Origin of the sequence: Solwaraspora sp. WMMA2101, assembly GCF_049179175.1 — a bacterium.
GTDB lineage: Bacteria > Actinomycetota > Actinomycetes > Mycobacteriales > Micromonosporaceae > Micromonospora_E.
Genome location: NZ_JBMHMA010000006.1, coordinates 3,754,351 through 3,778,704, shown reverse-complemented (window position 1 = coordinate 3,778,704; position 24,354 = coordinate 3,754,351). Strand labels below are relative to the sequence as shown.

Annotated in this window: 19 protein-coding genes and 1 tRNA gene; 6 read left to right on the top strand and 14 right to left on the bottom strand. The window is 72.5% G+C overall.

From position 1 onward, the window contains the following. Positions 1 to 101: 101 nt before the first annotated feature. Together ACN28F_RS18125 and ACN28F_RS18120 are read left to right on the top strand one after the other, a co-directional pair. A complete protein-coding gene (locus ACN28F_RS18125) occupies positions 102 to 1,229 on the top strand; it encodes a sensor histidine kinase (protein WP_421358803.1) in 1,128 nt (375 codons plus the stop codon). Next, positions 1,226 to 1,876 carry a response regulator gene (locus ACN28F_RS18120; protein WP_289209106.1) on the top strand — a complete coding sequence of 217 codons (651 nt, stop codon included), beginning with the start codon at positions 1,226 to 1,228 and terminating at the stop codon, positions 1,874 to 1,876. The genes ACN28F_RS18125 and ACN28F_RS18120 overlap by 4 nt, the downstream gene beginning before the upstream one ends. Positions 1,877 to 1,955: 79 nt before the next feature. Here ACN28F_RS18120 and ACN28F_RS18115 read toward each other — a convergent pair. Further along, positions 1,956 to 2,028: transfer RNA gene (locus ACN28F_RS18115), tRNA-Thr, on the bottom strand. 95 nt (positions 2,029 to 2,123) lie between these two features. On the opposite strand from ACN28F_RS18115, the gene ACN28F_RS18110 reads away from it, so the two are divergent. Then, entirely contained in the window at positions 2,124 to 3,920 is a 1,797-nt protein-coding gene (locus tag ACN28F_RS18110) for a metallophosphoesterase (RefSeq protein ID WP_289209105.1), read from the top strand. 69 nt (positions 3,921 to 3,989) lie between these two features. Here ACN28F_RS18110 and ACN28F_RS18105 read toward each other — a convergent pair whose 3' ends face one another. The 6 genes from ACN28F_RS18105 to tmk all read right to left on the bottom strand — a co-directional run bounded on the left by ACN28F_RS18105 (position 3,990) and on the right by tmk (position 9,823). Continuing rightward, positions 3,990 to 4,826, bottom strand: coding sequence for a PSP1 domain-containing protein (locus ACN28F_RS18105; RefSeq protein WP_289209104.1), 837 nt, complete (start codon positions 4,824 to 4,826; stop codon positions 3,990 to 3,992). A 300-nt stretch (positions 4,827 to 5,126) separates the two neighbouring features. Then, positions 5,127 to 5,837 (bottom strand): hypothetical protein, encoded by a 711-nt coding sequence (locus ACN28F_RS18100; RefSeq protein ID WP_421358800.1) that lies wholly within the window; start codon positions 5,835 to 5,837, stop codon positions 5,127 to 5,129. After that, positions 5,837 to 6,145, bottom strand: a complete 309-nt coding sequence (locus ACN28F_RS18095) for a hypothetical protein (RefSeq protein WP_289209102.1) — start codon at positions 6,143 to 6,145, stop codon at positions 5,837 to 5,839. Before ACN28F_RS18095 ends, ACN28F_RS18100 begins: the two co-directional genes overlap by 1 nt. Further along, positions 6,146 to 6,472: a YbaB/EbfC family nucleoid-associated protein gene (locus ACN28F_RS18090; RefSeq protein ID WP_289209101.1), complete on the bottom strand. Its 327-nt coding sequence runs from the start codon at positions 6,470 to 6,472 to the stop codon at positions 6,146 to 6,148. It lies immediately after the preceding gene. 103 nt (positions 6,473 to 6,575) lie between these two features. After that, positions 6,576 to 7,784 carry a DNA polymerase III subunit delta' gene (locus ACN28F_RS18085; protein WP_421358799.1) on the bottom strand — a complete coding sequence of 403 codons (1,209 nt, stop codon included), beginning with the start codon at positions 7,782 to 7,784 and terminating at the stop codon, positions 6,576 to 6,578. 5 nt (positions 7,785 to 7,789) lie between these two features. Next, the gene (gene tmk / locus ACN28F_RS18080; RefSeq protein WP_421361440.1) at positions 7,790 to 9,823 is read right to left on the bottom strand and encodes a dTMP kinase; all 2,034 of its coding nucleotides are present in this window, start codon (positions 9,821 to 9,823) and stop codon (positions 7,790 to 7,792) included. Positions 9,824 to 10,127: 304 nt separating this feature from the next. On the opposite strand from tmk, the gene ACN28F_RS18075 reads away from it, so the two are divergent. Beyond that, complete coding sequence (locus ACN28F_RS18075; RefSeq protein ID WP_421358797.1) at positions 10,128 to 11,339, top strand: alanine racemase; 1,212 nt, start codon at positions 10,128 to 10,130, stop codon at positions 11,337 to 11,339. Between the two features lie 33 nt (positions 11,340 to 11,372). Here the strand turns inward: ACN28F_RS18075 and ACN28F_RS18070 are convergent, their stop codons facing one another. Then, on the bottom strand, positions 11,373 to 12,038 hold the full coding sequence (locus ACN28F_RS18070; protein ID WP_421358795.1) for a TetR family transcriptional regulator: 666 nt from the start codon (positions 12,036 to 12,038) through the stop codon (positions 11,373 to 11,375). A gap of 171 nt (positions 12,039 to 12,209) precedes the next feature. Between ACN28F_RS18070 and ACN28F_RS18065 the strand changes: the two genes are divergently transcribed. After that, on the top strand, positions 12,210 to 13,538 hold the full coding sequence (locus tag ACN28F_RS18065) for a D-arabinono-1,4-lactone oxidase (RefSeq protein WP_421358793.1): 1,329 nt from the start codon (positions 12,210 to 12,212) through the stop codon (positions 13,536 to 13,538). A gap of 45 nt (positions 13,539 to 13,583) precedes the next feature. Here the strand turns inward: ACN28F_RS18065 and topA are convergent, their stop codons facing one another. The 6 genes from topA to ACN28F_RS18035 form a co-directional block, all read right to left on the bottom strand. Then, positions 13,584 to 16,430: a type I DNA topoisomerase gene (gene topA / locus ACN28F_RS18060; protein WP_421358791.1), complete on the bottom strand. Its 2,847-nt coding sequence runs from the start codon at positions 16,428 to 16,430 to the stop codon at positions 13,584 to 13,586. Between the two features lie 426 nt (positions 16,431 to 16,856). Then, the gene (locus tag ACN28F_RS18055) at positions 16,857 to 17,480 is read right to left on the bottom strand and encodes a hypothetical protein (protein ID WP_289209094.1); all 624 of its coding nucleotides are present in this window, start codon (positions 17,478 to 17,480) and stop codon (positions 16,857 to 16,859) included. Further along, positions 17,471 to 18,016 (bottom strand): hypothetical protein, encoded by a 546-nt coding sequence (locus tag ACN28F_RS18050; RefSeq protein ID WP_421358789.1) that lies wholly within the window; start codon positions 18,014 to 18,016, stop codon positions 17,471 to 17,473. The genes ACN28F_RS18055 and ACN28F_RS18050 overlap by 10 nt, the downstream gene beginning before the upstream one ends. A 129-nt stretch (positions 18,017 to 18,145) precedes the next feature. Next, positions 18,146 to 20,536 carry a sodium-translocating pyrophosphatase gene (locus tag ACN28F_RS18045; protein ID WP_421358787.1) on the bottom strand — a complete coding sequence of 797 codons (2,391 nt, stop codon included), beginning with the start codon at positions 20,534 to 20,536 and terminating at the stop codon, positions 18,146 to 18,148. A gap of 349 nt (positions 20,537 to 20,885) precedes the next feature. Further along, positions 20,886 to 21,323: an ATP-binding protein gene (locus tag ACN28F_RS18040; protein WP_289209091.1), complete on the bottom strand. Its 438-nt coding sequence runs from the start codon at positions 21,321 to 21,323 to the stop codon at positions 20,886 to 20,888. Continuing rightward, a complete protein-coding gene (locus tag ACN28F_RS18035; protein WP_282224242.1) occupies positions 21,320 to 21,691 on the bottom strand; it encodes an STAS domain-containing protein in 372 nt (123 codons plus the stop codon). The genes ACN28F_RS18040 and ACN28F_RS18035 overlap by 4 nt, the downstream gene beginning before the upstream one ends. Before the next feature lie 138 nt (positions 21,692 to 21,829). Between ACN28F_RS18035 and ACN28F_RS18030 the strand changes: the two genes are divergently transcribed. Then, a complete protein-coding gene (locus ACN28F_RS18030) occupies positions 21,830 to 24,298 on the top strand; it encodes a DEAD/DEAH box helicase (RefSeq protein ID WP_421358784.1) in 2,469 nt (822 codons plus the stop codon). Positions 24,299 to 24,354: the final 56 nt, after the last annotated feature.

Below are 24,354 nucleotides of genomic sequence, written 5' to 3'. Positions count from 1 at the left end.
GAATCCGTCTGCCGGAAAAAGCCGATACCTTGGTATCAGGCGCAGGTATCGATCTTTGCGGCAGGTTTCCGTGAACGACAGGCGTTGCCTAGCCTGGACGTGTGGGGTTACGACGCAGACCGGTGCCCGCCCTCGATGTCGCGATCGCCACCGCAGCCGTCATCTGTTGCCTGCTGCTCGGCTTGGCCGGGCTTTCCGAGTGGTACTGGTCGGCGATGATCGCCGTGCCCCTGCTGATCCGCCGCAGCGCACCGCTGCTGTTTCTCGCGGTAGTCGCCGCCATCTCAGCCGCGCACCTGGCCGTCTCCCGGAGTTTCATGTTCCCCGGCGACCTCGTCAGCCTCGTTGCCGTGCACGCCACCGCAGCCTACGCCCCCAGACATTGGCGGCACGCGGGACTGCTGCCGGGTGCCGCCAGCGCGATACTGGTCGTCGCCCAAGCGCTGCATGACCGGCGGCTCGGTGCCGCCCTGCCCGCCGTGCTGATCATGGCGACCGTACTGGCTGCCTGGTCGACCGGCCTGATGCAACGTCAGCAACGGATCGCTGTTGCCGACGCCGAGCACCGCCGGAGGTTGGCCGAGCAGGACAGCGCTATCCGGGCTCAACTGGCCGCCCAGGAGGAACGCATCCGAATCAGCCAGGAGATGCACGACATCATCGCGCACTCCCTCGCCTCCATCATCGCCCAGGCCGAAGGTGGCCGCGCCACCGCCAGGGTCGACAGCGGAGCCGTCGGCCCCGTTCTCGACCGGATCGCGCACCTCGGCCGGCAGGCCCTCACCGACGTGAAACGGCTGCTGACCGTCGTCGAGGACGGCAACCAGGACTGGCAAGGCGAAGGACTCGGCCGGCTCCCGGAGCTCCTCGGCGGGTTCATCGACGCTGGCCTCGACCTGACCGCCCAGTCCAGCGGGGAGGATCAGCCCTTGGCAGCAGGCATGGACCTCGCCGTCTACCGGGTGATCCAGGAGTCCCTGACCAACGTCCTGAAACATACCCACGAACGCCGCGCCCACCTGGCCATGCAGTGGACACCCACCCTGCTCACCGTCACGGTGCGCAGCCCTCTGTCGCCCAGCCACAACGAACCACCCATCCCAGGCCGGGGCCTGACCGGCATCCGCCACCGGTGTGCGCTCTTCAACGGCACCTGCACCATCAGCACCGGCGAGGACCTCACCGTCACCACGACCTGGCCACTGACCGCCCAAGGAGCACGGGTATGACGATCGACGTACTCATCGCCGACGACCAGGACCTCGTCCGTACCGGTTTCGCCATGGTCGTCGACGCCGCTCCCGACATGCGGGTCGTCGCCACCGCAGCCACCGGTTCCGCAGCCATCGCCCTCGCCGCCCGACACCGACCCCACATCATTCTGATGGACATCCGCATGCCCGAACTCGACGGCATCACCGCCACCCGCGTCATCCTCGCCAGCGCCAACCCCCCACCGAAAATCCTCGCCCTCACCACATACGACAGCGGCGACTACGCCACTCGTATCCTCACCGCTGGTGCCAGCGGCTACCTGCTGAAGGACACCACCGGCGAGGGCCTCACCGCCGCCATTCGCACCGTCCACCACGGCGGATCGGTCCTCGCCCCGACCACCACCCACCACCTGGTCGCCGCCCGCACCACACCACCACTCCCGCCCCGGGACCCCGCGCCGCTGGACACCTTCACCACCCGGGAACGCGACGTCTTCAACCTCATCCTCGCCGGAGCCAGCAACGCCGAAATCGCCCAGCGACTCCATCTCGCCGAGGTGACCGTCAAGACCCACGTCGGCCGAATACTGGCCAAGCTCGGGGTCCGGGACCGGCTCAACGTCGTGATCTGGGCGTACCGCAACGGTGCCGCCCGCTGACCTTGGTCAGCTTGATCGGATGCGAGGGTGCCCCCGTCGCCTCGGCTGTTCGCCGAGGTGACGGGGGCACCGGTTGCCGAGCCGCCTGACGGAATCGAACCGTCGACCTACGCATTACGAGTGCGTCGCTCTGCCGACTGAGCTAAGGCGGCAACGATCAACCAGTGTACGGCACCGCACCGCCGGTACGCCCGCCGGCCGGAAGCCGGCCCCGACCGGGCACCAGGCCGGCGGATGACAGAGGTCGATGACCGACAGTAGGCTGCCAGACGTGGACGATCCGACCGGAACCGCCCCGCCCGACTCCCCGACCGGCCCCGGCCAGACCGGCACGGGCAGCGTCGATCCGACCGGCGACCGCCGCCCCCGGCCCCGCTCACTCGACCCTTCGGAGCTGGGCTTCACGCCCCGACCGCCGGTGCCGTGGCTCGCCCCGATGCTGCTGCTCAGCACCGGGCTGCGGACGGTGCTGGCGATGCTGTTCGGAGCGTACCTCGACAAACGGGAACTGCAGGGCGCGCTCCCCGACGACGTGCACCAGCACGACGCGGTCGACGGCGAGCTGTGGATCGACTACGTCGCCGACCTCGGTGACGGTTTCCCGGCCACGTACTCGTTGGCGTACCTGCTGGCGCAGCCGGAGCTGGCGGTCGACGGCGCCGGCCGGCTGCGCCGCGGCGATCTGCTGGTGATGGGGGGCGACCAGGTCTACCCGTCGGCCAGCGGCGAAGCGTACGAGGACCGGTGCAAGGGGCCGTACCAGGCGGCGCTGCCGACGACACCGGCCGGTCAGCCGCCGCCGACGCTGTACGCCATCCCGGGCAACCACGACTGGTACGACGGGCTCACCGCGTTCCTGCGGCTGTTCGCCCGACGGCGGGACGCCTCGATCGGCGGCTGGCGCACCGAGCAGAAGCGGTCGTACTTCGCCGCCCGGCTGCCGCACAACTGGTGGCTGTTCGCCATCGACGAGCAGTTCGGCGCATACCTGGACGACCCGCAGCTGATCTACTTCGAGAAGGCGGCCGAGCAGCTCGGGCCGGACGACCGGATCATTCTGGCCGTGCCGGAGCCGACCTGGGTCAAGGCTGTCGTCGACCACCAGGCATACGACGCCGTCGACTACTTCCTGCGTACGGTGATCAAACCGACCGGTGCCCGGGTGCCGTTGATGATCTCCGGCGACCAGCACCACTACGCCCGGTACGCCCACCCGGAGCGGGAGTTGATCACCTGCGGCGGGGGTGGCGCCTACCTGTCGGCCACCCACAAGCTGCCGGAGCGGATCACCGTGCCGCCGGTCGACACCATCACCCGCAACACCAGCCCGCGCCGCCAGTACGCCCTGGCCGGGCGTTACCCGCAGGCCGACCGGTCCCGCCGCTACAGCTGGGGCATCTTCCACCGGCTGCCGCGCCGCAACCCTGGCTTCGCCACCCTGCTCGGCACCCTGCAGACCCTGCTGATGCTGGCCGTCGCCGGCGTCATCGTCTCCTGGGCCGACACCAACGGGCAGCGGCTGTTCAGCATCCCGCTGGTCGCGATGGTGGTGCTCACCCTCGGCGCGTCGGTGGTCTTCGCCAAGCCACCGAGCGCCAGCGGCGTGCGACATTCCCGGCACTGGCTGCTCGGGCTCGGGCACGGCGCCGCGCACATCGCGCTGGCCTGGGTCGGCGCGCTGATCTGGCTGCAGCTGCCGTTCGTCGACTGGCCGTGGCCGCTGCCGGTGGTCGCCGCCGCCGTCGTGTACGGGCCGGTCGCCGGCCTGGTCGCCAGCCAGTTGACCGCCGGCTACCTGGTGCTGGCCGGTGCCTTCGACGTCAACGTCAACGAGCTCTTCGCCGGGCAGGGCATCGAGGACTCGAAGAGTTTCGTCCGGATGCGGATCACCGCCGACGGGGCGCTGACCATCTACCCGATGGCGGTCGACCGGGTGTGCCGGCGCTGGCGGGCCGACCCGGCCGGCGCACCGCACGACCCGTGGATCGTGCCGGAGCAGCCGCTGACCGCCCGGCTCGCCGAGGAGCCGATCACCGTCCGGTGACGCGACGCGCAGCGGCGGTGCCAGCGGCAGCGAGCGACCATCGGCGGTGCCGGCAGCGAACGCTGGCGGTCAGCCGTACGCCTCGTCGTGGGCCTTTCGCGGGCCGCAGACCGACGCCCGGCTGCAGCTGCACCGGCTGCCGTCGGCGTCCATCCGGACCACGACCGCGTCCCGGGGGACGCTGTGGCCGACCACCCGCCCGTCACCGTCGGGGGTCGAGACCCGGGCACCGATCGGCGGGGCGGACTCGGTGAACTTGGCGTACAGCGGGTGCTCGTACTTCAGGCAGCACATCAGCCGGCCGCAGGCACCGGAGATCCGCAGCGGGTTCAGCGGCAGGTCCTGGTCCTTGGCCATCCGGATCGTCACCGGCTCGAAGTCGGTCAGGAACGTGGCGCAGCACAGGTCCCGCCCACAGGACCCGATCCCGCCCTGCACCCGCGCCGAGTCACGGGCGGAGAGCTGGCGCAGCTCCACCCGGCAGTGCAGGGTGGCACCGAGGTCACGCACCAGGGACCGGAAGTCGACCCGGTGCGGCGCGGTGAAGTAGATGGTGGCGCGGGAACTGTTCAACGTGCCGGGCTCCAGCACGTGGTCGACGGCGACGACCTTCATCGGCAGGCCGTGCTCGCGGATCAGCCGCTTCGCGGCGACCTTCGCCTCCGCCTTGCGTTTGCGCTGCACCTCGTCGCGGCGCAGATCCTGGTCGGTGGCGACGCCGGCGAGCCGGGGGAACCCGTCGGTGGGCTCGTCGACCCACTGCGGCGCCCACACGCACTCGGCGACCTCGGTGCCGTCGTCGGTCGGCACCAGGACCTTGTCACCGACCGCCGGTCGCAGGTCGCCCGGGTCGAGGTAGAAGAGGCGCCCGTACCGGTTGAAGCTGACCGCGCAGAGCATCCCCATGGCCCCCACCCTACGTCCCCGCGGGCACGCCGAGAAGGCCGCCGTACGTCGAACAGCCGTCCCGGCGCTGCCCGATCCGGTAGTGCCGGCCGACCGAACGGCCGGATCCGGCGGGCAGGGCGTAACCCGCAACGGCCGGCCGCGTTCCACCCGGTGTCACAAGCCTGCGGGGGGTGCAGGGAAAGGGCCACGGCGTCGCAGCCGGGAGCAATAGGCGAGAAGCCTGGCTCCCTGAGCGCGGCGCCGTCGCCATGTCCGGCGTCGTCGCCATGTCCGGCGCCGGGTGACAGCCAGCCGGCGTCAGTAGCGCAGCCGGATCGACCCGTCGGGCCGTACGGGTGCCTCGTCGACCGGGCCGGCGGCGTCCGTCGGCGCGAGCAGCGGCCCCCACCACGCCGCCAGACTCTCGCCGTGCTCGACGATCTCCACCAGGACCGACAGCACCGGTACGGCGATGCGCGCCGCCGCGTCCGCGCCGGCCGGGCCACCCGGGCCATCGGCACCGGTGCCGGCACCGGTGCCGGCACCAGAGCCCGTGGTGACGGTGACCGCATCGGCCGAGCCCAGCACCTCGGCCAGGGTGCGGGCCAACGCCGCCCGGCTCAACGACACCCACCGGGCGGTCGCCTCGGCGTACGCGGCGGTCGCCGCCAACCGGCCGGCGTGACTGACCGCCCCCGGGTCCGGACCGCCGACCAGCCGGGCCGCCAGCGCCTGCCGGCCTGCGTCGTACGCCTGCGCCGCCGCACCGGACCAGTCCCGGTGCACCGCCAGGGCGTCGGCCGCCTCGGCGTACCGGTCGAGGTGCGGTCCGATCGCGGTGCCGGCGGCGACCAGCGGCGTGGGTCGGACCGCGACGAACGCGGCCACCGCGTCCCCCGGCAGCGCCCGCAGCCGTCGCGCCAGCGGCCAGACCGGGTCGTCGGCGGCGGCCCCGTTGCGGGCCAGGCTGGTGTCCACCAGTGTCAGCAGGGTCAGCGCCGGCCCGGCGACCCGGTCCAGGGCGTCCATCACGGTGCCTCCGGGTGGTGCTGCCCGGCCTGCGTGTCGATGTCCCGGTACGCCTGCGCCACGGCGCGCAGCGCTGCGGCGGTGTCGGTCAGCCGCCGCGCCGCCTCGGCCGCCTCGGCCGCCCGCTGCGCCGTGGCGGCGTGCCAGTGCCCGACCAGCGTGGCGGTCAGCTCCCCGAGCCGCCCCGGCGCGTCCCCGCCAAGTACGGCGTCGACCGCGCTGTCCAGGTCAGGCAGTCGACGGGCGGTCTCTGCCAGCTGGTCGGCGCAGCGGGTCAGGTCGGCGGCGACCTGCGTGACGGCGTCCACTCAGACCCCCCGCAGGGTCGGATGGCCGCCGACGGTCTCGGCCCACAGTTTCTCCCGGGCCCAGCGGGCGGCGTCGGCGGCGGCGACCACGGTGGAGCGCACCGCGCCAGCCAGGTCGGCGTTGCTGCGGGAGTGCAACGGGCCGAGGATCCGTACGTCGGTCACGGTGCCGGCGGCGTTGACCACGATCTCGACCGACCCGTCCGGTGAGCGGACGGTGACCTCGACGGTGTGTACCGCCTTGTCGAACTCGGCCTGCCGGGCCTCGATGCCGCGGTACCGCTCGACCGCGTCCTCGATCCACGCCTCGTCGATCTCGCGTACCACCGGGATCCCTCACCATCGTTCGCGGCGAACGGACGCAGACGACGTCTGCACCCAACGTACGGATGGGGCTGCGCTACGGCACCGAACCGTACCGGGCGGAGGTCTAGCCGCGCCAGAGGCTGAGCATCATCGCTTCGACGGCGATGCGTGGCTTGACGTTGCCGGCGATGGCGTCCCGGCAGGTCAGTACGGCTTCCAGCCGGCGCAGCGTCGCCTCCGGTGTCCACTTTTCGGCAGCCGCGTCGGCCAGCGGCGCGACGTCGGTGTGCACCGGCGCCACCGGTGCCCGCAGCGCCGCCACCAGCACGTCGCGGTAGAAGCCGGCGAGGTCGACCAGGGCCCGGTCCAGGGCGTCGCGCTGGGCCCGGGTGGCCCGTGACTTCTGCCGCCGTTCCAGCTCCTTGAGCTGGCCGGCGGAGCCCCGGGCGGCACCGGCCGCGCCGCGGCCGGTGCCGCCGGCGCCGAGCGCGGTCTGCAGGGCGGCGCGTTCCGCCGCGTCGGTCTCGGCGACCGCCGCCTCGGCTTCGGCCTCGGCGGCCTCGATCAGCGCGGAGGCGGCGTCGAAGCAGGCACCGACGTTGGTCAACCGACGCGGTACGGCCAGCACCGCCTCCCGCCGCTGCCGCGCCTGCGGGTCCCGGGCCAGCCGTCGGGCGCGGCCGACGTGGCCCTGGGCGGCGGCCGCCGCCCACATCGCGGTCTCCTGCGGTACGCCGTCGCGGCTGGTCAGCACCTGGGCGACGGCGTCGGCCGGCGGCTGGCGCAGGGCGACCACCCGGCAGCGGGACCGGATGGTGACCGAGATGTCGTCCGGGTGGGTGGACGGGGTGCAGAGCAGGAACACCGTCCGGGGTGGTGGCTCCTCGACGGCTTTGAGCAGTGCGTTGCCGGCGGCTTCGGTGAGCCGGTCGGCGTCCTCGATGACCAGGACCTGCCAGCGGCCGCCGGACGGGGTGCTGGCCGAGCGCAACACCAGGGCACGCATTTCGCCGACGCCGATGGAGAGCCCGTCGGGCACCACGAACCGGACGTCGGCGTGGGTGCCGGCCCGGGTGGTGTGGCAGCCGGGGCACTCGCCGCAACCCCGGCCGTGCACGCACTGCAGGGCGGCGGCGAGGGCGCGGGCGGCGACCGACCGGCCGGAACCGGGTGGCCCGGTGAAGATCCAGGCGTGGGTCATCGCGGCGGCGGACGGCGGTGGCTCGCCGTCGCCGGCGGCGAGCAGGTCGGCGGCGGCCGCGGCGGCCCGGCGCAGGATCTGCACCGCCTCGTCCTGGCCGACCAGTTCGGTGAAGACGTCGGTGTCCGCCATGACACTCACCCGCGCCGGCCGGCTTCCGCGTCGGCCGCCGGTGGGCCGGCCGCCGCTGCGCCGGCCGGACGGTCATCGGCCGGGCCGGTCAGTGGCGCGACCCGGGTACGGACCGCGTCGTGCAGCTCGTCCGGTGCCCGGCTGGCGTCGAGCACCAGGTAACGCTTCGGGTCGGCGGCCGCCAGGTCCAGGAACGCGTACCGGACCCGCTCGTGGAAGGCCAGCGACTCGCTCTCCAGCCGGTCCACGCCGGCACCGCGCCGCTGCGCCCGGGTCAGCCCCGCCGCCGGTTCGATGTCCAGCAGCACCACCAGGTCCGGCTTGAGCCCACCGGTGGCCCAGGAGGAGAGCCAGGTGACCTCCTCCACCGGCAGAACCCGCCCGGCACCCTGGTAGGCCAGCGACGAGTCGACGTACCGGTCGCTGATCACCACGGCGCCCCGGGCGAGCGCCGGGCGGACCACGGTCGCCACGTGGTGGGCCCGGTCGGCGGCGTACAGCAGGGCCTCCGCGCGGGGCGACGGTGCGTCCGCCCCGCCCTCCAGCACCAGCCGGCGGATCTTCTCGCCGAGGCCGCTCGACCCCGGTTCGCGGGTCACCACCACGTCCCGGCCCTGCTCCCGCAGGGTCTGCGCGAGCTCGGCGACCTGGGTCGACTTGCCGGCGCCCTCGCCGCCTTCGAAGACGATGAAGACCCCGCTGGAGGTGAACGGCTCGGCCGGCGCAAGCGGCCGGCCGCGGACCGACCCCCACAGGTCGGCCAGGATCGGCACGCCCGGCTTGTCGTCCATCTGACGGAACGCGCTGAGCCCGGCGAAGATGCCGGACGCTCCGGCGAGCAGCAGCAACAGTCGGGTCGACGAGAACGACAGGCCCAGGTTCGCCACCTGGAACTGGCGGGAGCCGCCGACCCCGACCAGCACGCTGCTCAGCGAGATGGCCAGCATCAGCACCACCCGGGTGCCGGTCTGCACGACGGCGAACACCCGGCCCCGTACGTCGTCGGCGATCTCCCCGCCGAGCAGGGTGATGCCGGCCAGGAACGCCATCCCGGCGGCCGCCCCGACCAGCACCGCGCCGAGGATCGCCATCGACAGGTGGATCGACAGGGCCAGGATCAGCACCGAGCCGCTGGCCAGCATGATGCTCAACCCGAACCAGCGCCGCCGGGACAGGTCCCGCACGATGGTCGGGCCGAGCCCGATCCCGGCGCCCAGGCCGACGAACAGGGCGGCGAACAGCAGGTAGAAGGCGGCGTCACCGGCGCTGAGCGAGGCGGTGAAGAACTGGGCCGTACCGATGACGATGCCGCCGCCGGCGAAGGCACCGAAGATGCCCAGCACCAGGCCGCGCACCAGCGGGGTCTTGCCGATGAACCGCCAGCCGTCGACGAACTGGCGCAGCATGCTCTGCTGGCTGGCCTCGGCCGCCCCGGCGCGGCCGCTGATCTCCTTGATGCCGTAGAAGACGACGATCGCCGTGGCCAGCCGGGACGCGGCGTTGAAGAAGAGCGCGAGCTGCGCCGGCTCCACCCAGGACGGCAGCTCGCCGCCGCCACCGGCCGCCCGGACCGCGCCGTCGAGGACCGCCAGGCTGATCGCGGCCAGCACCGGGGTGATGCCGTACGTGGCGATCAGGGTCAACTGGTTGGCGATCTCCAGCCGGGCCCGGGGAATCAGGTTGGGGACGGCGGCTTCCTTCGCCGGGATCCAGATCAGGGTGATCGTCTCGATCAGGAAGATGGCGATCGCCGCCCACGCCACGGTGGCGGCCCCGCTGGCCCCGAACATCGGCAGCAGCGGGATGGAGGCGAACAGGGCGAACCGCAGCAGGTCGCAGATGACCATGGTGTAGCGGCGGTCGAACCGGTCGGCCAGCACCCCGGCGACCGGGCCGAGCACCAGCGCCGGCAGCAGCCGTACGGCGATGACCCCGCCGAACGCGGCACCCTGCGCCGCGCTGCCGGAGACCTGGGCGGCGGCGAAGACCGAGGTGGCGAGCAGGCCGAGCCAGTCACTGAAGGAGGCGACGCTGAGCACCAGCCAGAGCCGGCGGAACGGCCGGATCCGCAGTACCGAGCGGAGCGCGGGCAGGCCGGAGAGGTCGACCGGCGCAGCGGCCTGGTCGGCGGGTGGCGCGTCCGGCGCGCCACCGCGTCGCGGACCGCTGACGTTGTCGTCGATGATCGTTCCTCCCCGTCGGGCCGGCGTCGGGCCCCGCTGACACTCTAATCGTGGCCGGCAGCTGCCCCCGACCGACATTCGTGCGGCGTACCGGGCCCGCCCACGACCCGCAAGATACGAGCCTGTTTCGCGTTCCGTCGGCACCGGCTACCGTGCGTACGTGGATTCCGACCGGCAGCGTCTGCGCGCCCGACTCGACCGGGCCACCGCCCAGCTGGACCCGCCGTTCGCCGTCGTCGACCTGGCCGCTTTCGACGCCAACGCCGCCGCGCTGGTCCGCCGCGCGGACGGCAAGCCGCTGCGGGTGGCCAGCAAATCCGTCCGGTCCCGGCAGCTGCTGCGGCGGGTGCTGGCCGGCGACGGCTGGCGCGGGGTGCTGGCGTACACCCTCGCCGAGGCGAACTGGCTGGTCCGCTCCGGCGTCACCGACGACGCACTGGTGGCCTACCCGACCTGCGACCGCACCGCGCTCGGCGCGCTGACCAGCAGCGAAGCACTGGCCGGCGGGGTCACCCTGATGGTCGACGACCCGGCCCAGCTGGACATCGTCGACGCCGTCCGGCGACCGGGCGACCGGCCGGTCGTCCGGGTCTGTGTCGACCTGGACGCCTCCTGGCGGCCGTTCGGCACCGACCGCGCCCACGTCGGGGTACGCCGGTCCCCGGTGCACGCCGCCACGGCCGCCGCCGACCTGGCCGCCGTCATCGCCGGGCGGCCCGGTTTCCGCCTGGTCGGGCTGATGGCGTACGAGGCGCAGATCGCCGGGCTCGGCGACGCGCCCGCCCGGCAGGCGCTGCGGGCGGCGGCGATCCGGGCGGTGCAGCGGCGGTCGTACCAGGAACTGCTGCGCCGCCGGGCGGCGGCGGTGGCGGCCGTCTCCCGGTACGCCGAACTGGAGTTCGTCAACGGTGGCGGTACCGGCAGTGTCGCGGCCACCAGCGCCGATCCGGCGGTCACCGAGGTGACCGCCGGATCGGGGCTGTTCGGGCCGACCCTGTTCGACCACTACCGGGCCTGGCAGCCGCAGCCGGCGGCGCTGTTCGCCCTGCCGGTGGTACGCCGGCCGGCGCCCGGCATCGCCACGGTGCTCGGCGGCGGGTGGATCGCCTCCGGGCCGGCGCAGCGGGACCGGCTGCCCAGCCCCTGGCTGCCGGGCCGGCTGCGGCTGCTCGGCGCCGAGGGCGCCGGCGAGGTGCAGACCCCGCTGGTCGGGCCGGACGCCGCCGGGCTGCGGGTCGGCGACCGGGTCTGGTTCCGCCACGCGAAAGCCGGTGAACTGTGCGAACACGTCACCGAACTGCACCTGGTGACCGGTGACCGGCTCGACGGCGCGGCACCCACCTACCGTGGTGAGGGCTTCGCCTTCCTCTGAACCCGGTGCGACGTCAGCTGACCCGTCGGTGCCCTACTGCTGCGGTGCGGTACGGGCCGTGGGGGCGTCCGCCGGGTCGACGTGGCGGTGCAGGTACTCCCGGATCAGCGCCTTGGCCTCGCGCAGCACGCTGTCGTCGCCCTCGGTGTCGCGGCGGAACGCCAGCTTGATCAGCGCGTCGGCGGCCTCCACCGCGATCTGCAACGCGAACCGTAGTCGCGGTTCGTCCGGGATGCCGAACCGCTCCACGAGCACCCTGGTCAGCTCCCCGGCGATCACCGCGTTGTTGTCCCGGCTGTCGTCCAGCAGCCGGACGTCCACCACGTCGCCGAAGTGCAGGGTCCGGAATCCGGGCACCGTACGGTGCATGCAGATGTACTCGTCGATGCCGGCGTCGACACCGTCCCACCAGTGGGCGAAGTCGCCCCCGGCGAACCGGTCGTTCAGCCGTTGCAGATAGGCCTCGATGTTGCGCAGCGTCAACGCCTGCACGATCGCCCGCTTGTCGGGGAAGAACTGGTAGACCGAGCCGATGGCCACCTCGGCCCGTTCGGCCAGCAAGGTGGTGGTCAGGCCCTCGTAGCCCACCTCGTCGACGATCTCGGCGCACGCGTCGAGCATCCGTTGGACCCGGGCGAGACTTCGCCCCTGGACCGGAACCCGACGCAGCGGGCCACTGGTGACGGCCGGTGTCGACACTTGTCCCACTCCTTTCCGAGAAGGATCCCCCGCGCGTCGGATGCACGTCAGCAGCAGCGAGATCGAAAACGTTACTCGGATTAACGATCGAACCCGATATCGGTATTTACCTGCCCAGGATGGGGCTGATATGAAGATGATTCACGTGTGTCCCAGCGCCCGGGAGGCCGGATGTCAGCCACTGCCGCGTCGCCCCCGACCGGCCCGGTGCACTGGTCGAACTGGGCCGGCAACCAGCAGGTCACGGTCCGACAGGTGCTGCGACCGGCGACCGTCGACGAGCTCTGCGCCCAGGTGCGGGCCGCCACCGACGCCGGCGGCCGGGTGAAGCCGGTCGGCAGCGGGCACTCGTTCACCGACATCGCCAGCGCCCCCGACCGGCAGCTCGACCTGAGCGCCCTGACCACCGCGGTGACGGTGAACACCGGGGCGCGGCTGGTCACCGTACCGGCCGGGATGACGCTGCGCCGACTCAACGCCCTGCTCGCCAGCCACCGGCTGGCCCTGCCGAACCTCGGCGACATCGATGCGCAGACCATCGCCGGGGCGATCTCCACCGGCACCCACGGCACCGGCGCCGGGCTGCCCGGGCTCGCCGGGTTCGTCGACTCCCTCACCATGGTCACCGCCGACGGCGAGGTGCTGCACTGTTCGCAGCGGCAGCACCCGGACGTGTTCGCCGCCGCCCGGGTCGGCCTCGGCGCACTCGGCGTACTCGTCGACGTGACCCTGCGCTGCGTGGACGCCTTCGTGCTGCGCGCCGCCGAACGGCCCGGCACCCTCGCCGACGTCCGCGCCACCCTGTCGGAGCTGGCCGACGGCAACGACCACGCCGAGTTCTTCTGGTTCCCGTACACCGACCGGGTGCAGCTGCGGGTCAACAACCGGACCCCGGTCGACGACCAGCCGCTGCCGTCCTGGCGCGGCTGGTTCGACGACGACTTCATGGCCAACACCGTGCTCGACGGGGTCTGCCGGCTCGGCCGGGCGATACCCCGCGTCGTGCCGACGTTGAACACGCTCACCGCCCGCGCCGCAGCCACCCGTAGCTACACCGGCCGCTCCGACCAGGTCTTCTGCAGCCCCCGTCGGGTGCGGTTCGCCGAGATGGAGTATGCGCTGCCCCGCTCGGCACTCGACCCGGCGTTGACCGCCCTGGCCGACATCGTCGACCGCCTACCGCACCGGGTGATGCTGCCGGTGGAGGTACGGTTCAGCGCCGGCGACGACAGCTGGCTGTCACCGGGCCACCGGCAGGACTGCGGGTACGTGGCGATCCACCAGTACACCGGGATGCCGTACGAGGAGTACTTCCAGGCGTTCGAGCGGGTCGCCACCGACCTGGGCGGGCGGCCGCACTGGGGCAAGCTGCACTGGCGGACCGCCGAGACGCTCGCGTCGGCGTACCCACGGTTCGCCGATTTCCTGGCGGTCCGCGACCGGCTCGACCCGGGCAGGGTCTTCGCCAACGACTACACCGAGCGGGTCCTCGGCGGCTGACCGCCGGTCAGCCGCCCCGGCCCCGGTCAGCCGCCCCGGCCCCGGTCAGCCCTCGTCCGGTTGGCCGGTCGCCTTGCGGGCGGTGGTGGCCTTACGGGGCGCGGCCTTCTTCGCGGTGGTGGCCTTCTTGGCGGTGCTGGCCTTCTTCGCGGCGGTCGACTTCGTCGCGGTCGCCTTCTTCGCCGGCGTGGCCTTCTTGGCAGCCGCCTTCTTGCGCGGTGCCGGCCCCTTCGCCCGCTTCTCGGCGAGCATCTCCGAGGCCTGCTCGATGGTCAGCGACTCCGGGGTCTGGCCCCGCCGCAACGAGGCGTTGCTCTCGCCGTCGGTGACGTACGGACCGAACCGGCCGTCCTTGATCACCAGCGGCAGTTCGGTGAGCGGATCCACGCCCATCTCGCGCAGCGGCGGCGCGGCGGCCCGCCGCTGCCGGGTCTTCGGCGCGGCGAGCAACGCCAGCGCCTCGTCCAGCGAGACGGTGAAGATCTTCTCCTCGGACTCCAGCGACCGGAACTCGTCGCCCTTCTTCACGTACGGGCCGTACCGGCCGGCTGCGGCGAGCACCTCGGCGCCGTCGGGTGCGGTGCCGACCAGCCGGGGCAGGGAGAGCAGTTGCAGCGCCTCGGCGATGCTCAACGACTCCGGCGACTGGGAGCGCAACAGCGATGATCGACGTTCGCCGCTGGCGACGTACGGGCCGAACCGGCCGGACTTCAGCACGATCGGCTCGCCGGTCTCCGGGTGCTCGCCGAGCTTGCGCTCGCCACCACCGCCGAGGAACAGCTCGTTGACCTTCTCCGGCGTCAACTCGTCCGGGGCGATCCCTTCCGGCAGCGACACCCGGTCCTCGGCCGGCCGTTCGGCGTTGTCCGCGCCGTCGGCACCGTCCGCGCCGCCGGCACCGTCCGCGCCGGGCAGGAACCGCTGCAGGTACGGGCCGTACCGGCCGACCCGGACGACGACCTGCCGCCCGTCGTCGTCGGCGAACAGCGGGATCGAGTTGACGCTGCGCGCGTCGATCTCGCCGAGTTTCTCGGTGACCAGCCGTTTCAGACCGCCGGAGCGGGCGACCGACTGGTCGCCGGCGCTGTCGCTGCCGAAGTAGAACGAGGTCAGGAAGTCGACCGCCTGGTGGTCGCCGGAGGCGATCTCGTCCAGCTCGTTCTCCATGCTGGCGGTGAAGTTGTAGTCGACCAGCCGCGGGTAGTGCGTCTCGAGCAGGCCGATCACCGCGAACGCCAGGAACGACGGGATCAGCGCCTGCCCGCGTTTGGCGACGTACCCCCGGTCCTGGATCGTCTGCATGATCGACGCGTAGGTCGACGGCCGGCCGATGCCCAGCTCCTCCAGCGCCTTGACCAGCGACGCCTCGGTGTAACGCGCCGGCGGCTGGGTGCTGTGGCCGACCGCGGCCAGCTCCTGGGCGGTCAGCGGCTGGTCCTTGGTCAGGTTCGGCAGCCGCCGCTCGGCGTCCTCGGCCTCGGCCGACTCGTCGTCGGAGGACTCGACGTAGGCACGCAGGAACCCGGGGTCGGTGATCGTCTTGCCGGTGGCGCCGAAGTCGCACTCCTCGCCGGCGGTGGAGACCGCCCGGATGCGCACCGAGACGCTGGAACCGACCGCGTCGGTCATCTGCGAGGCGATGGTCCGCCGCCAGATCAGCTCGTAGAGCTTGAACTCCTCGCCGGACAGTTCGTTGGCCAGCTCACCGGGGGTCCGGAACTGGTCCCCGGCGGGCCGGATCGCCTCGTGCGCCTCCTGGGCGTTCTTGACCTTGCCGGTGTAGCGGCGCGGCTCCGGCGGCACGAACCGGTCGCCGTACAGCTCGGCGACCTGGCTGCGGGCGGCGGCGATCGCCGTCTCCGACAGGTTGACCGAGTCGGTACGCATGTAGGTGATGTAGCCGTTCTCGTACAGCCGCTGCGCGGTGCGCATCGTCTGCTGCGAGGAGAACCGCAGCTTGCGGGCCGCCTCCTGCTGCAGCGTCGAGGTGATGAACGGGGCGTACGGCCGACGCCGGTACGGCTTCTCCTCCACCCGGGTGACGGTGAACGGTCGGCCGTCCAGGCGGGCCGCCAGACCCCGGGCCCCGTCGCCGTCGAGGTGCACCACCGACGCCTCCGGGCGGACCCGGCCGGTGGTCGGCTCGAAGTCCTTGCCGGTGGCGATCCGGTCCCCGCCCAGCGCGATCAGCGTGGCGGTGAAGCTGCGCGGTCCGTCCGCGTCGGCGCCCGTCCGGCCGGTCAGCGCCAGGGTGGCCTGGATGTCCCAGTATTCGGCGGTACGGAAAGCCATCCGCTGCCGTTCCCGCTCCACCACGATCCGGGTGGCGACCGACTGCACCCGGCCAGCGGAGAGCCGGGGCATCACCTTCTTCCACAGCACCGGCGAGACCTCGTAGCCGTACAGCCGGTCCAGGATGCGCCGTGCCTCCTGGGCGTCGACCAGGTCCCGGTCGATCTCCCGGGGGTTGGCCACGGCGGCCTGGATGGCGGCCCGGGTGATCTCGTGGAAGACCATCCGCCGGACCGGCACCTTCGGCTTGAGGGTCTCCACCAGATGCCAGGCGATCGCCTCGCCCTCGCGGTCCTCGTCCGTGGCGAGAAAGACCTCGTCGACCTCCTTGGCCAGCCTGGTCAGTTTGGCGATCTGCTGCTTACGGTCGGGGGAGACGACGTACAGGGCGGAGAATCCGTTGTCCACGTCGACGCCGAGCCGGGCCCACGGCTCCTTCTTGTAGCGGGCGGGCACGTCGGCTGCGTTGCGCGGCAGGTCCCGGACGTGCCCGAGGCTGGCCTCCACGACGTACCCCGGGCCCAGGTAGCCCGAGATCGTCTTGGCCTTCGCCGGCGATTCGACGATGACCAGACGGCTGCTTGAGGTGTTGCTCGGCACTTCTCTCCTGACCTCGGCCCAGATCGACCGGCGCCCGCCACGGCGGGCGGGCGACAGTCACGACGTCCAACGTAACGCGAACCCGGGGCCAGTGGGGCACACGCACACCAGCCGTACGCCCGATTCGCCTCGGTCGTCCGGTTGTTCCGTTGCAGCCGACCAGCAGCCCGCCCGACGCTGAACCAGCTCGTACCCACCGCACCAACGGCGACACGGTACACCGAACGGTGGGCGTGACGTGGCGCACCGCACCGGATCGAACCCGGCCAGTGACTCTGGCCGGCACCTGCCCGCCCACCGTACAGGTACTGCTTTCCAGCAGTATTCCTGTAGGGAATAATTATTCCTCACAGGAATACCGACGAAAACCGTACCTGTCCCCCGCGTCACGCCCAGCTCCCCGCGTCACGCCCAGCTCTCCCCGCGTCACGCCCAGCCGTCGACCGGGGCGGCGGCGGGCCGGTCGCCGAGCAGCTCCGTCAGCCGGGTCAGCCGCCGCCGGCCGACGATCCGGTACGCCGGACCACCCGACCCGGCGTCGAGCAGCACCGCCGGCAGGCCGATCGCGGCGAGCGCCGCACCCACCTGGGGCCAGTTGTCGGCGTCCGCCGCGTCCAGGCCGAGCCGGTAGCCGAGCTGGTCGCGCAGGCCAGCGGCGGCGGCCCACAGCCGGAGCCGCTGCCCGGCCAGGTGAAAGCCCGCCGGCGGCCGCTTGACCAGCAGCGGTGGACGCAGCCAGTCGGTGCCCAACCGGGCCAGCACCGCCGTGTAGGCGGTCCGCACCACCAGGCCGCCGCCCTCCGGCAGCTGCCGCCAGCTCGGCGTCAACCCGCGCAGCCGCAGCTCGGCCACCAGCACGTGCACCCGCCAGGGATGGTCGACCCGCACCGACACCCGGACCGTACCGCCCATCCGGGTGATCCGGCCCGGCCCGGCGAGCAGGCCCGCCAGATCGCCCGGCGTCGGATCGACCGCCGCCACCCCGAACAGGGACAACTGCCGCGCGGTCAGGGCACCGGCGGACGGCTCGACCGGCGGGGTCAGCGACACTCCGGGACCTCGTCGAAGGCCCGGTTCAGTTCGGCGGAATCCAACGAGCTGGTGTCCAACGCGCTGCGCTGGTAGTCGTCGGTGAGCGTCGCCAGCACCGCCTCGACCCCGTCGTAGAACGTGTCCGACGGACCGCTGGCGTCCAGCCCGGCGATCCCCTTCTCGGCCTTGCCGTACGCGTCCCGTACGGCACCGAGCGACGCGACGAAGCCGGCGGCGACCTGCTCGCCCTGGTCGGCGTCGGGGATCCCGGCGTCGGCCACCCGGGTCCGGGCGGTCTCGGTGGCGGCCTCCGCCCCGGCGAGCAGCCGCACCAGGTTCTCCTGGGCCTGCGCCGGGGTGGTCTGCGCCGTCATCTGCTGCTGGGTGCTGCTGGTCAGGTTGCTGATCTCCGCCCGCCACGGGCGCAGCGCGGTGCAGACCTCGGCGGCCCACATGACCGGGCTCGGCCCACCGCCGCAGGCGGCCAGAGTCAGTACGGCGACGACGAGCACCACTGTGGTCCGGGCGGTGGATCCCACGTGGTGCGCTCCCATGATGTGCAGCGTACGCACCGGCGCCGACAGCCGTACGGCCCGCCGCCGGTGGCACGATACGTCGATGCCGGTGGCCCCGGGCGGCCCACCCGCGAGGGGTGCGCGGGCCGCCCGGGGCCACCGGACGGGTCAGACGCTCACCCGCTCCGTCTCCGAGCCGGTCGCGCCGCCGGCCGGGCCGTCGCCGATGTTCTCGCCCATCGCCATCGGCTTGCGCTTGGTGAACACCACGGCGGCCACCACGATCAGCGTGGCCACCACGGCGATGGTGATCCGCAGCGGGTCGTTCTGGTCGGTCCCGACACCCCACATGATCACGGCGGGCGCGATCAGCAGCGCCACCAGGTTCATCACCTTCAGCAGCGGGTTGATCGCCGGGCCGGCGGTGTCCTTGAACGGGTCGCCGACGGTGTCGCCGATGACCGTCGCCGCGTGCGCCTCGGAGCCCTTGCCGCCGTGCGCGCCGTCCTCGACCAGCTTCTTGGCGTTGTCCCAGGCGCCACCGGAGTTGGCCAGGAAGACCGCCATCAGCACACCGGTGCCGATCGCACCGGCCAGGTACGCGGCGAGCGCACCGGCGCCCAGGCCGAAGCCGACCGCGATCGGTGCCAGCACCGCCAGCAGACCCGGGGTGAGCAGTTCCCGCTGGGCGTCGCGGGTGCAGATGTCGACGACCTTGCCGTACTCCGGCCGTTCGGTCCGTTCCATGATTCCGGGGTGCTCCCGGAACTGGCGACGGACCTCCATCACGACGGCGCCGGCGGAGCGCGACACCGCGTTGATCGCCAGGCCGGAGAAGAGGAAGACCACCGCGGCGCCGATGATCAGACCGACCAGGTTGCCCGGGTTGGCGACGTTGAGCGAGTCGGCCAGGTACGCCGGGACGTCGTCGATGCCGGCGTCGTTGAGGGCGATGCTGACCGTGTCGGTGTAGGAGCCGAACAGCGCGGTCGCGGCGAGTACGGCGGTCGCGATCGCGATGCCCTTGGTGATCGCCTTGGTGGTGTTGCCGACCGCGTCCAGCTCGGTGAGGGTGCGGGCACCGGCCTCGTCGATGTCGCCGGACATCTCGGCGATGCCCTGCGCGTTGTCGGAGATCGGGCCGAAGGTGTCCATCGCCACGATCACGCCGACCGTGGTGAGCAGGCCGGTGCCGGCCAGCGCCACGGCGAACAGCGACAGGGTGATGGAGCCGCCGCCGAGCAGGAACGCGCCGAACACGGCGGCGCCGACCAGCAGCGCCGAGTAGACGGCCGACTCCAGGCCGACGCTGATGCCGGCCAGGATGACGGTGGCCGGGCCGGTCAGCGAGCTCTTGCCGATGTCCTGCACCGGGCGGCGGTGCACCTCGGTGAAGTAGCCGGTGAGCAGCTGGATCGCGGCGGCCAGCACGATACCGATGATCACGGAGCCGATGGCCAGGCCGGCCGGGGACAGCGGCAGGTCCACGCCGTCGTCGACGCCGAGTTGCGTACGCCAGTCGTCGCCGAGCAGGTCGGTCCAGCTGCCGGGCAGGCAGAGGAAGGCGGCGATGGCGACCAGTACGGCGGCGAGGACCGCCGAGGTGAAGAAGGCCCGGTTGATCGCCACCATGCCGTTGCGGTCCGACGGGCGCAGCCGGGTGATCAGTACGCCGAACAGCGCGATCACCGCGCCGATGGTGGAGACGATCAGCGGGAAGACCAGGCCCTCCTCGCCGAACGCGGCCCGGCCCAGGATCAGGGCGGCGACCAGGGTCACCGCGTACGACTCGAACAGGTCGGCGGCCATGCCGGCGCAGTCACCCACGTTGTCGCCCACGTTGTCGGCGATGGTCGCCGGGTTACGGGCGTCGTCCTCCGGGATGCCCTGCTCCACCTTGCCGACCAGGTCGGCGCCGACGTCGGCGGCCTTGGTGAAGATGCCGCCGCCGACCCGCATGAACATGGCCAGCAGGGCGGCGCCGAAGCCGAAGCCCTCGAGGACGGTCGGCGCGTCGACCCGGTAGATGACCACCACCAGGGCCGCGCCGAACAGGCCGAGACCCACGGTCAGGAAGCCGACCACACCGCCGGTGCGGAAGGCGATCTTCATCGCGTTCTCCCGGCCGCCCTGGCCGGTCCCGGCGGCGGCGGCGACCCGCAGGTTCGCCCGGGTGGCCAGGGCCATCCCGGCGCCGCCGATGAAGGCGCTGAACACCGCGCCCACCACGAAGAAGACGGACCGGCCGATCTTCACCATCGTCTCGCTGCCCTGTGTCTCGTGGACGGGCAGCAGGAACAGCAGTACGACGGCGAGTACGACGAACACGCCGAGGGTCTTGAATTGGCGGAACAGGTACGCCGACGCGCCTTCCTGCACGGCGCCGGCGATCTCCTGCATGTTCGTGGTGCCCTTACCGGTCGCCAGCACCGCCCGTACCAGGGCGGCGGCGAAACCCAGTGCCACCAGCGCGATGACCGCGGCGATGACGACGTACGTCAGGTGTGAGCCGGTAAGGGACAGCCCGCCGCCTTCGGCGGCCAAGGTGGTCCCGGACATCAGTGTCCTCCTGTACCGAACGCTCGCCCCGGCCGGTGGACGAACCGTCGGGGCGACTCCACGCGGGGAGCAACGAGGTCTGCTGGCGCCCACGGTTTGTGGGGCCAGGACAGTTGGTGATAACCCGCGTACTCTAGCGGCCCGAGGTAAGCCAGGTCACACCGTCTACCCACCGAGTTGTGGATCATTCTCGCAGGCAGCGAGAATTATGTGACGACCGATGTTGATCTTCGTCGGTTTGGGGGCACTCGCCGACATTGCGCTCAGTGGCATCGACGCTGCGGTGGGTGGCATCGATGGACCGCCCAACGGCACGATCCAGCGGCTGCGTGCAACGGGATCAGCGGGATCAGCGGCCGACCGGCCAGACCATCCGTACCTCGGTGCCGATGCCCTCGTCGACCGGGCGCACCTGCAGATCCTCGACGAAGCCGGCCAGCAGCGCGAAGCCCACGCCGACGGTCAACGCCTCGTCGGTCAGCGACTCGTCGGCCAGCTCGTCCGGCGGCAACGCACTGAGCCCCAGACCGGCCTCGATCGGCGCCCGGTCGATCACCCGTACGGTGTACGTCTCCTCATCGGACATCTCGACCTGCACCAGGTCGGCCAGCCCGTACTGGCGGTGCAGGGCGACCGCCCGGGTGCACGCCTCACCGATCGCCAACCGCACCTCGTCGAGCAGCTCCTCGGCGACACCGGCACGACGCGCGACAGCGACGCCGACCAGGCGCGCGGTGCGCACGTGCACCGGTGCCGGGGAGAACGACAGGCGGACCGTGGCCATCACGCCGTCGGAGCTACGCCGAGTGGGCCGTCCGGTCCGTCGCCGGTGGCGGCCTCGACCGTCGGGAAGATCGGGAAGACCTGGTCCAGCGCGGTGATCCGGAAGATCTTCAACAGCGGCTCCTTGTCGCAGACCAGCCCGAAGGTGCCGCCAGCGGGGCGCAGCCGCTTGAGCGCGCCGACCAGCACACCGAGTCCGGTGGAGTCGAGGAAGTCGACCCGCCGCAGATCCACCACGATCTTGCGACTGCCGGCGTCGATCAGCTCGATCAGCCGCTCCCGCAGGCGTGGAGCGGTGTAGACGTCCACCTCGCCGCCGACTTCCAGCACCGTGTGCTCGCCCGCCGTGCGAGTCGACAACGACAGCTCCATCGGTCTCCTCCTCGGCTGCGACGCGTGCTGTTGGCATCTAACCACCGACCGGCACACCCGCGCCGCGCGGCTGCCGGTCCGTCGACCGCGTGCGCCCCCGGGGTGCCGACGTCCGCACACCAGTGCGAGAGTGCAGTGGTGACCTCACCCGCCACCGTAACGCCTGGGCCGGCACCGGACCCGGCGGGGTTGCTGCGCCGCTGGCGGGCCGGCGGGCAGCTGCCCCGGCAGGGGCCGGACGCGGTCACCCACGTCGAGCGGCTGCCGGCCCGGGACGGGGTGAGCGTGCCGTGGCCCGACTGGGTGCCGGACCAGCTGCGCGCGGCGCTGGCGGCCCGTGGGGTCGACCGGCCCTGGCAACATCAGGCGTACGCCGCCGAGCTGGCCCGCGCCGGACGCCACGTCGTCGTCGCCACCGGCACCGGTTCGGGAAAATCGTTGGCGTACCTGCTGCCGGCGCTGGCGACGCTGCTGGCCGACCCCCGGGCCACCGTGCTCTACCTGGCACCGACCAAGGCCCTCGCGGCCGACCAGCTGCGGACCGTCGCCGGGCTCGGCCTGGACGGCGTCCGACCGGCCTGCTACGACGGCGACACCCCGCAGAGCGAACGGGCCTGGATCCGCCAGCACGCCCGCTTCGTGCTGACCAACCCGGACATGCTGCACCGGGGCATCCTGCCGGGGCACAACGGCTGGTCGCAGTTCCTGCGCCGGCTGACGTACGTGATCGTCGACGAATGCCACAGCTACCGGGGGGTCTTCGGCTCCCACGTGGCACACGTCCTGCGTCGGCTGCGCCGACAGACCGAGCGGTACGGCCGGGTCCGCCAGCAGCCCGGCGTACCCGCTGCCCGCCGGGGCGGGGTCGACGGCCGGACTGGCGCTGCCGGCCGGGCCGGGGTCGACGGCCGGGCCGGGCCGACGTTCGTTCTCGCGTCGGCCACCTCCGGTGCGCCGGAGCAGTCCGCCGGGCAGCTGACCGGGCTGCCGGTGACGGCGGTGACCGAGGACGGGGCGCCTCGGGGCGCGGTGACGTTCGCCCTGTGGGAGCCGCCGTTGCTGCCCGGCGCCCGCGCCGACACCGAGGACCTCACCCCGGCCCGCCGCTCCGCCCTGCGGGAAAGCGCCGACCTGCTCGCCGACGCCGTCTCCGCCGGGGTACGGACGCTGGCGTTCGTCCGTTCCCGGCGGGGTGCCGAGGTGGTCGCCACCACCGCCCGCCGGGCCCTGGACGAGGCGGTCCCCGGGCTGGGCGCGCGGGTGGCGGCGTACCGGGCCGGGTTTCTCGCCGAGGAACGTCGCGCGCTGGAACGCTCCCTGGCCAGCGGCGAACTGCTCGGGATGGCCACCACCAACGCGCTGGAACTCGGCGTGGACCTGGTCGGTCTGGACGCGGTGCTGATCTGCGGCTACCCCGGCACCCGGGCGTCGCTGTGGCAGCAGGCGGGGCGCGCCGGCCGGGCCGGACGGGAGGCCCTGGCGGTGCTGATCGCCCGCGACGACCCGCTCGACACGTACCTCGTGCACCACCCGGAGGCGGTCTTCGGCCGGCCGGTCGAAGCCACCGTGCTCGACCCCACGAACCCGTACGTGCTCGGGCCGCAACTGTGCTGCGCCGCCGCCGAAGGGGCGCTCACCTCGGCCGACGTCGAACTGTTCGGCGGCGCGGTGGTCAAGCAGACGCTGGACGAACTGGTCGCGGCCGGGCTGCTGCGCCGTCGGCCGACCGGCTGGTACTGGACGGCGGCGGGTCGACCCGACGTGGACCTGCGCGGTGAGGGCGGCGCGCCGGTCCAGGTGGTGGAGGAGGCCACCGGGCGGCTGCTGGGCACCGTCGACCCCGGCTCGTCGCACTTTCTGGTCCACCCCGGCGCGGTCTACCTGCACCAGGGCGTGTCGTACGTCGTCGACGACCTCGACCTGGCCGACGCCTACGCCCTGGTGCACGCCGAGGAGCCGGACTGGTCGACCCACGCCCGCGAGGTGACCTCACTGTCGGTCGTGTCGGTACGCGAGTACCGCGACGCCGGACCGGTCGGCCTGTTCGTCGGTGACGTCGACGTGACCAGCCAGATCGTCTCCTATCAGCGGCGGCGGATCGGCTCGGGCGAGGTACTGGACACCCGACCGCTGGACCTGCCGGCCCGGCAGCTGCGTACCGTCGCGGTGTGGTTCACGGCGTCGCCGGCCGCGCTCGCCGCCGCCGGGATCGACCCGGCCGACGTACCGGGTGCGCTGCACGCCGCCGAACACGCGGCGATCGGCCTGCTGCCGCTGGTCGCCACCTGCGACCGGTGGGACATCGGCGGCCTGTCCACGGCGTCGCACGCCGACACCGAGGCACCGACCGTGTTCGTCTACGACGGCCACCCCGGTGGTGCCGGCTTCGCCGAACGGGCGTACCGGGCGGCCCGCACCTGGCTCGGTGCCACCCGTGACCTGATCGCCGCCTGTGGCTGCGACACCGGCTGCCCGTCGTGCGTCCAGTCACCCAAGTGCGGCAACGGCAACAACCCGCTGGGCAAGGCCGACGCGGTGCGGGTGCTGGACGTGGTGTTGACGAACCTGCCGCCGACATCGGCCGATCAACCATCGGATCCTGGTTGATTTGCTGGCATAGATCTCAGCTGATCTGGATAGATTAGGTCATGGGAGCGCTTCCA